The following is a 14,773-nucleotide window of genomic DNA, read 5'->3' on the forward strand; positions in this document are numbered from 1 at the left end:
AATTTATATAGTTTGTTAGCAAACTAATGCGTTATGTGCTAAAATTAAACTATGCCTAATAAAGATTATTACAAAATTCTTGGTGTTCCAAAGACAGCTACAGTTAAAGATATTAAAGCTGCTTACCGTAAATTAGCAATGAAATATCACCCTGATAAGCTTAAAGATGGAACTAGTGACCAAAAAATGCAAGAGTTAAATGAAGCATATGATGTGCTTGGTGATCCTAAAAAAAGAGCCAATTATGATAAATTTGGAACAGACAATCCAAAAGCAAATGGTTTTGGCGGAATGAAGATGGGGGACTTCATGGGAGAAAGATTTACGGTCAACTTCGGAGATATCTTTAATGATATTTTCGGTGGTATGGGTGGACCTCACCAACAACAATCTGCTAGAGCAGGTGCTTCAGCTAAAGAACAAAGTGCTCCTAAAAAAAGAGGCGCTGATTTATTAAAAAACATAACTATTTCGTTTGATGATGTAATGAAAGGTTCTGTTTATGAAGATAAGCTAACTAAATGATCAGTTTGTCCAAGCTGTCATGGTGCTGGTGCGATGAGCAAAGACATTAAATTATGTGCTAAATGTAAAGGTTCTGGAAAACAAGTGGTTCGTAAAAGAACGCCATTTGGTATTACAGAAATGATTACAGGTTGTCCAGATTGTCACGGAACTGGTAAAGTAATTGTTAAACCTTGTCCTGAATGTCGTGGCAAACAATACATTAAAAAGACAAAAACTGTTAACGTTATTATTTCAAAAGGTGTTGATGATGACGATAGAATTAAATTACCAGGTTTTGGTGAAAAAGGCGAAAATGGTGGACCTGTTGGAGACATGTATGTAGTAATTCATGTTAAACCACATAAATATTTTGCTAGAAATGGTTTAGATTTAATGCTTAGCCCATTCCCTGTTTCATTTATTAGTGTTATTAATGAAACTGATATTTTAGTACCTACTCCAAATGGAAACCAAACAATTACATTAAGTAAAGCTTATAATAGTGGTCAATTAATTAGATTAAAAGGTTACGGTTTAACAAGTAAAGATGGTAAAAAAGGTGATTTAATTTTAAGACTAGAAATTGTAATCCCTGACCTTTCAAAAAGCCAATTGGAAGAAATTGGTGGCTTATTAAGTAAATACCCTGATAAAACTAACGATGACTACGTTAAAAAAGTTAATGAATAATACAAAATAAAAGAATTCATCATAGCGTAATAACTATGATGATTTTTTCTTTATTTAATTGTTTTACAGGCTTATTTTTCAAACAAACTAGGAATTACATTAGTAATAATTTGTGAATCTAAGTCTGGTGTATTATGTTGATTATTGTTATTATTTAAATGAACCTTACCTCTAAAAATACGATTTAATTCTCTAGCGTATTTTACATTAACAAAGACTGTAATAATGAATGATAAAGTTAATAAGAAGACTGAAAAGGCGATAGCTGTTCAATAAATTGTAATATGTGAATTTATGAATAAGTAATGAGCATATAAAGCATTACCTGTAGCACTAATTGATGAAGGGAAGGTTAATGCTCCTCATGAATATGAATATTTTGGAAGCATCATTGCTTTAGCAAAAATAATTAAATATAAACAAACACTTAAAGCTGCTCAACAAAACATCATAATAGCAAATACTTGATAAAAGATTTCATTATTTAAAGCACTTTGTGATTTATATCCATGATCTAAACGATGTGGGTCAAAAGCGTATAAGAAACCTATACTTAACATATTAGCTGGTGAAGCATAAATAGCCATCGATGGAATATTCTTTTTGTGAGTATGTGGTTGGAACAAGAATTTATATAAAACTAGTGGATACATAATTGCAAAAGTGGTAAAACCAATAAACCATTCAATTTGTCAAAATAATGCGGGTAATATATCACCTAAATTATTAATATAACCTGGTGTAATTGAAACCCCAATTAAAGGAACAAATCAAGAAGCGAATATTTCTCCAGTTCAACTAGCTTTTTTAAATCAAATATGTTTAATAAACAAAATGAAGTATGTAATTTGGAAAAATACAACTATTACTGTGTAGATATTAACTGATAGTAATAAGCCTCATTGTGTTTTTGAATCCGTTATAAAGTTGGTATATATTCAACCAAATGAATTTGTTAACGTACAAAAGTCAAGTAATGTAACTGCTAAGGGTCCAGTTAATTCAGGATTCACTAAGTCTTCTTTAAACTTTTGAAAACCTACTATTGATAATTTAATTGCAAGTAAAGTTAAATAAAATATACATACACAAATGCAAAAAATATGGATGCCTAAAAGTGAATATAAACCACTCATAGGTAAGTTCATTTTATTAGCACTTTTATATACTTCTGTTGTTAAACAAGTTAATGAGGCAGAGATACCCATTGTACCTAAAGCGACAGTATTAACTGCTAAAGGTATTTCAGACAATTTTTCTTTAATTTTCATTCTAAAATTTTAATTCTATTTTGAATTTTTGATATTAAAAAACTGAAAATTATTAATAAATTTTATATAGTTAAAAAATCGATTATTTTTAAGCCAATATTTTTGTTTTTCAACTATAAAATAATGAAATAAGGAAAATAGCACCAAGTTTTAATTAAAGGCATCATGATTATCATGAATGTTTAGAAACTAAATTAACGCATCATCATGATATATTGAATTTACACATTTATAAATTGCCAAAATTATGCAGATTATTTTTACAAACAATGAACCACTTTAGTATTTTTTAATATAATTAAAATATGAATAAAAAGTTAAGTATTGAACCATGCAGTAATTTAGATGCATATTCAGATAAAAATCTATTTTGAAGTCTTCTTAAAAAAGATAAAAAGTTGTCTGAAAATTATGATAAATTCAAGATGATTTTTAAAAATGAATTAATTGTTTCAAACACTAAAGCAATTGAAGAATCTTTAAAAAATTTTAAGTTGGATTACAAACAAGTTATTAAACCTTTAGATTCTAAGTTTTTAGATTCACTCGAAAATGATCTTGAAAAATTTGATTATGAAGTTCTAAAATACAGTGAGAATGATTTTAATGAAATTCTTTCATTTAGTTCAAATGAATTGCTTAATTCATTAAAGCTCGATGAAAATCCATTCATTGAAGAAGGTTCAACATTCAAGGAAAATACGGTTTCTTTTGATAATACAACAGAAATTACAATGAATGTACTTGAAATTAAAAAATAGCTTTTGATTATTGGTATAATATAAAATATTTTTATATTAATATTCACCATATTATTATTTTAAGGAGTAGTTATGCATAATAAAAAAATTAATATTGCAATTGACGGACCATGCGGTGCTGGTAAGTCAACAGTTTCAAAGGAAATTGCTAAAAGGTTGCATTATACATTTATAAATAGTGGTAGTGTATATCGTGCTATTGCTTTAAATGCTTACCGTAAAGGAATAAGCTTTGATGATACAGTTGGTATTGTAAGTACATTAAAAGATATTAACATTTCAATTGATGAAAATGAACACATTTATTTATCAGGCGAAGATGTTTCACATGAAATTAGAGAAGATGTTATTTCAAAAGGAGCATCAACAATTGCTCAATATCATGCAGTTAGAACTTATGTAGTTGATTTTATTCAAGCAATTACTAAAGCTCATAAAGGTTATATTATGGATGGGCGTGATACAACTTTTAAATTAATGCCTAATGCTGAGTTAAAAATCTTCCTTAATGCAACTCCAGAAGAAAGAGCCAGAAGAAGAATGATTCAAAATAAAGAACAAGGCTTCGAAACAGATTTTAATGTTGTCTTAAAAGAAGTTATTGCTCGTGATTATCAAGATACCCACAGAGAAACTGACCCATTACATAAAACTGAAGATGCGATTGAAATTGATTGTACATTAATGACTTTTGATGAAGTAGTTGATTGGATTATTAAATTAGCAAAAGAAAGAATTCAAAATGAAAAATAATGTAATTGCTATTATTGGTAAACCTAATGTTGGTAAAAGTACCCTATTTAATAGGCTTGTTGGTAAAAAAAGTTCTATTACTTTTGATCGTCCAGGAGTAACAAGAGATAGACTTTATGAAACTTTTACATGAAATGGAAAAGAAATTAATTTAATCGATACTGGTGGTATTGAAATCGAAAATAGACCATTTCAAGAACAAATTCAAATTCAAGCAAAAATCGCTATCGATGAAGCTAATGTAATTATCTTTATGGTTGAAGGTGCTTCTGATATTACAAATGATGATAAGATGATTTATAACATGTTGCAAAAATCAGGTAAACCAATCGTTGTTGTAGCTAACAAATTAGATAATATTTCGCAATTTGACTACTCTTGATATTCACTTGGTGTTGACCACATTTTTAAAATTAGTGCTTTACACGGTAATGGTGTAGGTGATGTTTTGGATCAATGTTTAAAATACTTAACTTTAAATGATGATATAACTTCAAACCATTTCAAACTTTCAATTATCGGTCGTCCTAATGCTGGTAAAAGCTCACTCCTTAATTATTTATGCAATGAAAATCGTTCAATTGTTTCAGATATAGCAGGCACAACAAGAGATAGTGTTAAAAGCTTAGTACAAATTAACGGCCAAGACTTTGAAATTATTGATACAGCCGGAATTACTAAAAAAAGTAAAATTGAAGACTCGGTTGAACATTTTGCTTTAATGCGTGCTATGACATCATTAGATGAATCAGATTTATCAATTATTTTAATTGATGCAACACAAGAATTAAGCCACTTTGATGCTAGAATCATTGGCTATGCTTTAGAAAATAATAAACCAATTATTTTATGTGTTAATAAGTGAGATTTAGTTGAAAAAGATCAATATACTATGGGAGACTTTAAAAAGAAGATGAAAAATAGATTTCATTTCGTTCCATGAGTTCCAGTTGAATTCATATCTGCTAAGACTGGTGCTAGAATCTCAAAATTAATTGATACCATTTTACAAGTCAAAATGAACCTAGAAAGAGATGTAAAACCATCATTACTTTCAAATTTAATTAGAGAAGCTCAATTAATCCAACCAGCTGCTCCTTATAACGGTGGAAGATTGAATGTTTATTTTGTTAGAAAGACTGAAGACAAAATACCTACTTTTATCTTCTTTGTAAATGACAAAAAATATTTACATTTTAGTTATAAAAGATTCCTTGAAAAACAAATTAGACAATCAATTGATTATACAGGTTGTCCAATCAATTTAGTGTTTAGAAATAAATCAAATGGTATGGAATAATAATTTTCTAAAATTACTATAAAACAGCATAATTATTCAAAAATAAGCATATTCAAAAGGTATGCTTTTTATTTTAACATTTTCACAAAGCAGGAGCTATAGTACTCTAATAGTTACTTGTTTTTTTCACCTTTCAAATTAATTCAACAAGCAACACAAAGTTTCAAAAGCAATAATTTATCCAGAAGATTTAGCATTATTTGATTGAATTTTAGGTCTTAATACAATTTTATATGCTCAAAATCGCAATGAATTATTTCCACATTTTTCCATACAAAAATATCGAAAAAATAGATTATTTTATAATTTAGGTAGCTTAATATAGATATTAAGCTGAACAAATAAAAGATTATTAAAAGGGACAAAATATGAAATTATTTAAGAAATTAACATTACCATTAATGACAACAATGACTGCTGTTTCATTTGTTGCTTTGTCTTCTGGATGTGGAACAAAGGATACAAACGTTGATAATCCAAAGGATCCAGAAAATCCAAAGAATCCAGATAATCCATCAAAGCCTGAAACTCCAACATCTAAAACAAATAAAGAGTTAGCAAATGCTTTAAATACAATTATTGAAGAAAAAGATAAAGCAATAGAAACTGCTTTCGGTGCCAATAAAGATATAGTTTTAGCAGCCCAACAGCTGATGAAGCAACTAAGATTGGTCAAATTATTGATCAAACTATTGAAAAGCTTAACAAGGAAAATATTTTAGATACCAAAGATTTAGATCCAAACTTAATTGCTTGATATAATGGTGTGAAATATAACCTAGAAGTTGAAAAAGGTAATTATACGTCAAATGTTAGATATTTATTACCAAGTTACACTTGAGGTCCTGCTTCAAGTTACATTGCTAATAGTTTCTATGAATCAATTCTTATAGAAAGTGCAGAAGTATTAAAACAAACTGAAGTAGCTCAAAGATGATTAGAAACTCTTAAAGAAGCTGTTTTAAAAGGAATCGTACCTTCAAAAATTTTTATTAAAACAAATATTAATCTTATTTTAGGAACAATGTACGAAACTGAATTGAAAACATTCTTGGAAGATACAACAACACAAGAAGTGACAATTGATGAATTCTTTACAAAATATGTTTCAAGACAAGCTGAAAACACAAAAGAAAAAGCCTTCGATGAATTCTACAAATACTATTGCACAACTTACTACGAATCATCTAAATATGGTTTAGGTGAAAATATTGAAAAAATTAAACTTTATAAAGCAAATACTACTAAAGATAAAGAAAGAATATTATATGTTAACAAGAAACCAATTTATGGTGTAGGTTTAACAGAAAAAGATTTAACACAAGAAAATGCTGGTTTAGGTTACATTCCAACCGTAGGTCCAGAAATCTACCAACAAGTATTAAAGATGGCTACATCTTCAAACTGAAGTGCTCAAAATGTTTATGACAAAGGTTATGATTCTACAAAAGCTAATGTTGACAACACAGTTGCAGCTGCTGAAAGAATTGCTGAAATTATTGTAGGTGATGCGACTAGCGAATGAAAAGAAACCATCAAATATGATAAAGATGGTGTAGGACCAGAAACACCAACTGAAGTAGAAATAGTTATTAGAGATAATACTGGAAAAATTAATCGTGAAAACTTCTTTAAATGACTTAACGATGAAGCATTCTTCTTTGGTAGAGAAGATAAAACAATTTACTCACCTGAATTTATGGATTGATTAAATAAACAACCTGGTGCCAAAGAAGGTAAAGCAGAACTCACAAAGTTTGGCTATGATTTTTTAATTGACCCAGCAAATAAAGACAAAATGTATGGTTCTATTACAGATCAACAATTTTATGATGGTGCTTTAAGTGCATTCGTAGCATACTACCAATTTAAAAATTCAACGGTTCCATTTGGAAACTCATTCTTTGAATACCCAGCTCCTAACTTTGAAATTCAAACATATAAATATGAAGATAGAGACAAAGTTGGGGTAGGCGCTTACGAAAGCAAAGTACAAAAATTCATGTTTAATGCAGATCCTTACTACTCATTACAAAAATGATCTGTAACATCATTTGCAAACCATGAAAGTGTTATGGGACACCACAACCAAATCTACTATGCAATTGACCATAAAGCAAAAGTAGAAGGTGTAGAACTTCATGATAACTTTGACTATACATCATATACTGAAGGTTGAGCATTATTTATGGAATGATTCGGTATTGAAGCGGGTTACTACGGAACACCTGATTATCAAAATTCAAATCTACACGCTATGCCAACTAACTTCAAATTTGCTAAAGGTATTACAAACTTCTACACTGAAGAAGAAAGCAAACAAGCAACTGTTAGTGCCAATGATATAGCAGCAATTAAAATGCTTCACAATGGTGTATATTGAAATAAAGTAAATAAATTCAATAAATACACAGATGAAAGTGCAAGAGCTAAAGCAGCTATTGAATTATGTAACATTCTTCAATTCATTGGTGCATTAAACGAAGCACAATTACGTAATATGCGTTTATCAATTGATACAGCATACAACGGCGGAAATGTTACTGGTAGAGAAGGTCTTAAAGGCGGAGCATCTATTATGCAAGCTAGAGAATATATGAAAGCTAACTCAGCTTTAGGTCTTGGTGATATTTCTAGTGAATCAATTAGATACTTTACATGTGTTGGTCAAGCAACATCATACAACTCAGGTAAAGAAATCTTTATGGATATTTACAAGAGCGTATATAAAAACAACAAAAAGGTAGAAAAGAATTTATTGAAGAAAACAACCATGAAAACACCAAAAAATTATTTGACATTATGTTAAGAAATGGTGCTCATCCAATGGATGCTGTAAGACAAATTACAAACTACATTTACCAAATTAAATAAATTTCATTAAACAAAAAACGCAGTATATTTTGGTACTGTCTTTTTCTTTTTTTATCTATAAAACAGGCTAATTATTAAAATTAGAACTGCTCTTCGTTTTCAATTTTCTTTCTGAAGAAATCAGTATCATGTATGAAAATTAAATTTTCAATGATGTTTTCCAAGCGTTCAATAATTCTATAATACGAGTGAAATTCAAAAGAGAACTTAATCATTTGTTCATACTTTTTAGCATCTATTTTTTTAGCTACTTTTTTAATTTGTTTATCGCATAAATCTTCATATTCAATTTTCTTGATTTTGAATTCTTCAAAGAATTTCTTAGTTGATTTTTCATCTTTAATTCTTGAAATATACTCTTCAAATATCTTGTTTAATTCAATACTTAAATTAAGAGAAATCTCCAAAACATTTTTAGATATATTAGGATTTTGATATATAAAACGAGACATAAAGAATAAATAATCACAAATTCTTTCAATATCACTTGAAGATGTTAGTACACAAATATATCAGCGCAAATGACTAAGCAATGGTTGATCTTTCGAAATATCTCATATTAATTCTTCAATAGTATTAACTTGAGTTAAATCGCTTTGATGTTCTTCTAGTTCAATCTTTTTAAATAAATCTGTTAAATCTTTGTTCTCGATAGCTAATTTGATTAATTCAATTAATTGATTTGCATCATATAAGCATGGTTTAAATAATCAAAAAATTCTTTTTTGATGTTTTCCTCTGTGTTTTTTAAAATTTTGTAATTAGTAGCCATATTCTTAACCTAACTTTCCCATAATATAATCTTTTGTTTTTTCATTTTCTGGTTTAGTAAAAATATTACGAGTTGAATTTATTTCAATTAATTCACCGTCAAGGAAAAAAGCAGTTTTATCACTTACTCTTTGCGCTTGAGCCATTGAGTGAGTTACTAAAATAATTGTGTAATCTTTTTTAAGTTGCAAAATTAAGTTCTCAATTTTTTGCGTAGCAATTGGATCTAAAGCGCTGGTTGGTTCATCCATTAAAAGTACTTGAGGTTTTAAAGCGATAGCTCTTGCGATTGCTAATCTTTGTTTTTGTCCTCCACTTAAATCATCAGCACTATCTTTTAGTTTATCTTTAACTTCCTTATATAATGCAGCTTTTTCTAGAGCTTCAATAACTCTTGAATCTAATTCTTTTTTATCTCTTATCCCTATGTTTCTTAAACCTATTGCCACATTATCATAAATAGATAAAGGAAACACACTTGGATGTTGAAATATCATACCAACTTGTTTTCTTAATTCAATATCACTAATTGATTTTTTAGCAAAAAGATCATTGTTTTCATAAGTTATTTTACCTTGCAACACATTATTATTTTTTGGTCCATGAATTCTGTTCAAAAGTTTAATAATTGTGCTTTTTCCACATCCACTTGGTCCAATAAGCGCTATTGTTTCATTTTTATATAAATCAAGATTAACGTTTTTTAATATTTGTTTTGACTTTTTGCTATATCAAAAATTAACATTTTCAATTTTAAAAATTATTTGATTTTCCATATGTCTCCTTAATATTTATGCTTCTTTCCTAATTTTGGAATAATGAATTCCGAAAATGATAAGAGTGTAGTAATTAATACAAATGACATCATTGCACAATAATACATAGTAGGTATAGCATATTTACTGCTTAGTGATAATTGAGCATTCATTCTAGTTGTAATAGTTTGACCAAATAGTAATAAGCTAAAATGTTTTGAATTAGTTAAACCACTTGTTAAAATAAATGGTGCAGTTTCTGAAAAGATTTTAGCAATCATTAAAACTACAACGTTTAATAATTTAGGTCAAATTTTAGGAAGTTTTATTTTAAATAAAATTGCACTTTCACTTAAACCTAAAGCAGCTGCTGAAATTCTTACATTTTCATCCACTGATTTAAGAGCATCTTTAATTCATGAGCAAGAATAAGCAAACAAAATTAAAGCAATTGTTAAAGCACCGGCTAATAAGGAATTACTACTTCTTCCACCTAAAGCTAATTGGAAAGTTCCTAAAAATATAGCAGCTCCAAAAACTCCAAAAAGCAATGTAGGTATTGAAGTTGTAACTAACACACAGTTTTCAAAAAAGATTTTAGCTTTATTGTTTCTACTAAATTCAACAAAGTAAATTGTAACTAGAAAGGCAAATGGGAAGGTTAAAATAATTGCTATTAATGAAATATAAGAAGTATTTAATAATGCTCTAAAATTACCGTTATTTACTTCACTATTAATAAGTTTTAAATTAAGGAAATTAAACACTCTATAAAATAAGTCAGACAAGAATCATATGTAGAAAAGAGAGACAAATATTAATGATAAAATTTCCCAAAATCATTGTTTTATAGAATATAAAGTATTTACTACTTTATAATTTTTGCTTTTTCTTAATACAAAATCTTTAACTTCTTGCCATGTTTTGAACTTCTCTAATCACTTTGGTTTTTTGAATTTTGTATTTAGCATAATTACAATAATTCCATTAACAAAAGCGATAATGATAAGCAAGATAAATGATAAAGCGAACATAAAGCTTCTTGAGACAACACCACCATTTTCAGCAAAGAAATTAGCGTTAATAAATACTGCTAAAGGGGGCATTGATGAGTTGAAAAAGTCTTTGATATTTTTAAAGTTATTAATAAAACTGTTGCTATTTAATATAAACATTAAGGCAGCAGATTCTCCAATAACTTTAGCAAATGAACTTAAATAAATTAACACAAGTTGTTTATTAGAAGCTTTCTTGATGATTTTATAAATAATTTGAGACTCACTTAAACCAATTGCATAACCTGATAAACTTAAGCTTTTTTCAACTTTTTCAAACTGACTTAAAATTGATCTAACCATCGTAGGTATACACATTAAAACTAACACTAAAGTAGCATTAAATAAGTTAGCGCCATTTTCCATATTGAAAACTTTTTGATTCATTCAACTTAAAGCCATCAAGCCAAATAAACCATAAAGTACAGATGGCAAACCTCCTAAAATTAAGAAAATAAACCTAAAAGTTTTATAAACATAAGGATTTTTATTCCGATAAAACAATAAGATGGCTATTCTTAAACTAATAGGACAACTAATTGCTAAGGTTAAAATTCCGATTATTATACTAGTAATTAAAGGGAAATATAAAGCCCCCTTAACACCATTAACACTAAAATCAAAATAAAATAATTTATAACCAAAAGTTTTTCAGCTTAATAATGATTTTAAGAAGATGTATAAAACAAAGGTGAGTAAAAGAGCGAGCGCCAGATAAGCGAATACTAGCGAGGTGTATTTTAAAGTTCTATTTTTGTCTCCCGAGTTTCCAACTTTTACAATGTAATTTTTAACAACTCATCTGTTTGATGAGCTGTTTTTAATAATTTAAAATTTTAATTCATTTAAAATTCTTAAATATGTTTGATAATCTTGAATTGCTTGATTATTGTTGTCGTTAATAATATATTCTTCACTTTCAATTTTTCCGTCAATAATCTTGCATGTTTTGATTGTTTCTTTTATTACATCTTGTAATTTTTTGATTGTGATTTTTTCATCTACAACACCGAGTTCTTTCAAACCTTTGTTTAAATAATAAATAACAAAATTTAATAAAACAAGAGATAAGAAGCAAAGTACGAAATGACCTTCAATATGCTTTTCACTTCATACATAAATAGGTCTTACAGCTAAAGCACTTTTTAAAGCTCTAAAGTTTGATTCTATTTGTCATTGTTTTGAATATAAATTCACAATTTCTTCAGGTGATAAATCAAATCTAGAGGTTTCATAAGCATAATATCCGTCAAACTTTTCATCTTCGATAATTTTGTCATAGTTAAGTTTGTAATAACCTTTACCACCAACTTTTTCGAAGAATTTAAACTTCTTTTGACCGAACATTACTTGAACATGAACTAGTCCGTCTTTATCTTGTCTTTTAATAAAATTATCGATTAAAATTTGTCTATCATTTTTATCTTTTAATGCTCTTTTTTTACTATATGTTACTACCAATCTTCTCTTGTGTCCGTTTGCTCTTCTATTCTTTCAAAACGAATAAAAAGTAGTTTCTTTATATTCAAAATTATTGTCTCCAAAATAGCCGGATTCATCTATTGCGAAGGTCTTTCAGTCATTTGAAGCCGCTTTTAATCTATAAGATAAAATGTAATCAATATCGTTATCTTCTAAGAATCTTATGTTTCTATTTGTACTCATTCCTCTATTAGCAATGAGTGTTACTTTGTTTAATTCATATTGTGATTTTATATTCAAAATAAAATTAATAAATGTTGATGCATCAGCAGTGTTCCCTTTGAATAATTTATAGTGAATTGGAATGCCGTTTTCATCTGTTGCTAAACCTAAAACAATTTGATCTTCTTTGAATTTTCCATCTTTAGAATAACCTGGATATCTCAATCCTTCTCTTACAAAACTTTCAAAATATACCGTTGAAGAGTCGTATCAAATAATATCTATTTTTCTATTTTTATCTTTAATCAATGTATCGTTAACACTCTTTAAAATGTTATTTTTATTTTCAGCTAAATAGTCTAAAGTATTATAAAATGTCGTCTTTTCAACTTCTAAATTTATATTGAATTTGTCTTTATTTTTAAAGGATGAAAGCATGCTACCCGGATTTACAATTCTATTTGAAATCATATATTTTAATAAATCATTTAAATACTTGGATTTTGATACTTTAGCATCTTTAAAAGGATTTAATTTTTCTAAGAAACTGTATAACAAATCATATCCATAATTGAACTGTTTTGTTTCAATTTTAACCTTGCTTATATCTAACTCTAATTGTCTAATTATCATATTTCTATCTCAATCAGTATTGTAGTTTTGAGATAGTTTTTTATTTTTTTCTACTGGATCAGAACAATATTTTTCTCATTTTTCAACTGTACCGATACCGATAGATTTCTTATAACCTTTGCCAAATCCTCCTGAAAGTGCTAAAGATAAGTAAGTAGAGTTCTTATTTTTTCTTGAAATTAATAGTCATTTGTCTTTTTTCATATCTTTATTATACCACAAATTACAATGTAATTATGTAAAAAAATAACTTTTTTTATTTATATATAAATAACACTGAAAAAAGTAATAAAAAAGAGCTCCAACTTGGAAACTCAGGAAAATCAAAATAAAATAATTTATAACCAAAAGTTTTTCAGCTTAATAATGATTTTAAGAAGATGTATAAAACAAAGGTGAGTAAAAGAGCGAGCGCCAGATAAGCGAATACTAGCGAGGTGTATTTTAAAGTTCTATTTTTGTCTTTTGATAGGACTTTATTTTGCATCTTTTCCTTTTAATATTTACCTTTATAATAACAAAATTTTTATGAAATTATTTAAAAAACTCAATATAAAAAAATCTAATTTTTTCATGCTTAAATTTTTTGATTATTAACGGAATAATCTATATAATTTTGATATGAAATTACGAATAAAATCATTCGTTCCAATTTTAACTTTTGCTAGTGGTTTTTTAGTGACCATTAGTTCTTCATGTGCCTATAATGCGTCAGTTATTAGTTTTAAAGGTTCAAATAGCATGATGCAATTTTTAAGTGATTTAAGCAAAGTATTAGACAAAAAATTTGAGATGAATATTTCGGGTGGAGGCAGCGGAAGCGGATTAAGTTTATTGCTTGAAAATCGTACTGATTTTGCCTCTTTAAGTAAAGAACCAAGACATGATATAAGCGAAGAAAATAAAGAATTATTTATTAAAAATAGAATAAAAACTATTTTAGTAGCTAAAGAAAATTTAGTTTTTGTAGTCAGAATTCCTAAGAGTAAAATGAACTCAAAAGAGTTTGAAAATACATTCAAAAACCATCCATTTTATTTTAATGAAAATAATTGAAAAACACTATTAAACAGCTTTGGTGGTCAAAATGAACTAACACTTTTTGATATTGCAACTACTAAAATTGATTCCCTAAAAAATGAACAAGTTATTCCAATTTATAAAAGCGGCGGAACTGATTTTAGCGGAACAGCAGAAGCATTAGTTGCTCAAAATCCTTATCTTGATATTACTCCTAATAATGAAGCTAAAAGCTTCCTAGAAAATACTCAAGGTAAAACAAAATATCCAGTTGAATTAAGCAATGATTCAAGCAGTGAAACTTGAATTAAAATGAAGAATATGAATAAAATTTCTATTGCATTTTTCCCACTAGATTTTGTTAAAAAGAACCTTGATAATTTCAAAAATAATGATGCTTACATTCTTAATTATTTAGATGCATCAAATAATAAAAAAGTAGATCCGCTTGATGAAATTCAAGTTGAAAATTACCCTTGAAAAAGAGGCTTTTATCTTTCGTTTAGTTTGAATACACACTTAAATAAAAAGGTTGAATTTTTACAAGCTGTCTTTGCTCCGCCTAATAGAGCAAAGATGAGAAAAGTTTATCAAGAAGATTCACTAACATATTTAAATACAACCAATCCTAAAATTATGCAAAAAGAAATCTTAGACAACTTTAATTTAAAAAATGACTCAATGGCTGAATGAGATAACTTAGCAAATTTACTGGAACCAGATTTTAAATAATAAGATT

General features: G+C 27.7%; 12 protein-coding genes. 7 read left to right on the top strand and 5 right to left on the bottom strand.

From position 1 onward, the window contains the following. Positions 1-51 precede the first annotated feature (51 nt). On the top strand, positions 52-1,197 hold the full coding sequence (locus ACJA22_RS01150) for a DnaJ C-terminal domain-containing protein (RefSeq protein WP_406617301.1): 1,146 nt from the start codon (positions 52-54) through the stop codon (positions 1,195-1,197). 71 nt (positions 1,198-1,268) lie between these two features. On the opposite strand, the gene ACJA22_RS01155 is transcribed toward ACJA22_RS01150, so the two are convergent. Beyond that, on the bottom strand, positions 1,269-2,468 hold the full coding sequence (locus tag ACJA22_RS01155; protein WP_406617302.1) for a hypothetical protein: 1,200 nt from the start codon (positions 2,466-2,468) through the stop codon (positions 1,269-1,271). A 305-nt stretch (positions 2,469-2,773) separates the two neighbouring features. On the opposite strand from ACJA22_RS01155, the gene ACJA22_RS01160 reads away from it, so the two are divergent. The 5 genes from ACJA22_RS01160 (at position 2,774) to ACJA22_RS01180 (ending at position 8,091) form a co-directional block, all read left to right on the top strand. Then, positions 2,774-3,229, top strand: coding sequence for a hypothetical protein (locus ACJA22_RS01160; RefSeq protein WP_406617303.1), 456 nt, complete (start codon positions 2,774-2,776; stop codon positions 3,227-3,229). Positions 3,230-3,301: 72 nt separating this feature from the next. Then, the gene (cmk, locus tag ACJA22_RS01165; protein ID WP_406617304.1) at positions 3,302-3,982 is read left to right on the top strand and encodes a (d)CMP kinase; all 681 of its coding nucleotides are present in this window, start codon (positions 3,302-3,304) and stop codon (positions 3,980-3,982) included. Further along, entirely contained in the window at positions 3,972-5,282 is a 1,311-nt protein-coding gene (der, locus tag ACJA22_RS01170) for a ribosome biogenesis GTPase Der (protein WP_406617305.1), read from the top strand. Before cmk ends, der begins: the two co-directional genes overlap by 11 nt. Before the next feature lie 368 nt (positions 5,283-5,650). After that, a complete protein-coding gene (locus tag ACJA22_RS01175) occupies positions 5,651-6,004 on the top strand; it encodes a hypothetical protein (protein ID WP_406617306.1) in 354 nt (117 codons plus the stop codon). 44 nt (positions 6,005-6,048) lie between these two features. Beyond that, complete coding sequence (locus tag ACJA22_RS01180) at positions 6,049-8,091, top strand: DUF885 family protein (RefSeq protein ID WP_406617307.1); 2,043 nt, start codon at positions 6,049-6,051, stop codon at positions 8,089-8,091. A 145-nt stretch (positions 8,092-8,236) separates the two neighbouring features. On the opposite strand, the gene ACJA22_RS01185 is transcribed toward ACJA22_RS01180, so the two are convergent. The 4 genes from ACJA22_RS01185 to ACJA22_RS01200 form a co-directional block, all read right to left on the bottom strand. Next, positions 8,237-8,608 carry a hypothetical protein gene (locus ACJA22_RS01185; RefSeq protein ID WP_406617308.1) on the bottom strand — a complete coding sequence of 124 codons (372 nt, stop codon included), beginning with the start codon at positions 8,606-8,608 and terminating at the stop codon, positions 8,237-8,239. Between the two features lie 324 nt (positions 8,609-8,932). Next, a complete protein-coding gene (pstB, locus tag ACJA22_RS01190) occupies positions 8,933-9,703 on the bottom strand; it encodes a phosphate ABC transporter ATP-binding protein PstB (protein WP_406617309.1) in 771 nt (256 codons plus the stop codon). Between the two features lie 8 nt (positions 9,704-9,711). Further along, complete coding sequence (locus ACJA22_RS01195; protein WP_406617310.1) at positions 9,712-11,241, bottom strand: ABC transporter permease subunit; 1,530 nt, start codon at positions 11,239-11,241, stop codon at positions 9,712-9,714. 324 nt (positions 11,242-11,565) lie between these two features. Then, positions 11,566-13,218, bottom strand: coding sequence for an IS1634 family transposase (locus ACJA22_RS01200; protein WP_406617311.1), 1,653 nt, complete (start codon positions 13,216-13,218; stop codon positions 11,566-11,568). A 417-nt stretch (positions 13,219-13,635) separates the two neighbouring features. Between ACJA22_RS01200 and ACJA22_RS01205 the strand changes: the two genes are divergently transcribed. Continuing rightward, on the top strand, positions 13,636-14,766 hold the full coding sequence (locus tag ACJA22_RS01205) for a phosphate ABC transporter (RefSeq protein ID WP_406617312.1): 1,131 nt from the start codon (positions 13,636-13,638) through the stop codon (positions 14,764-14,766). The last annotated feature ends 7 nt before the right edge of the window (positions 14,767-14,773 follow it).

It is taken from the genome of Mycoplasmopsis adleri, from assembly GCF_045276205.1.
GTDB lineage: Bacteria > Bacillota_I > Bacilli_A > Mycoplasmatales > Metamycoplasmataceae > Mycoplasmopsis > Mycoplasmopsis adleri.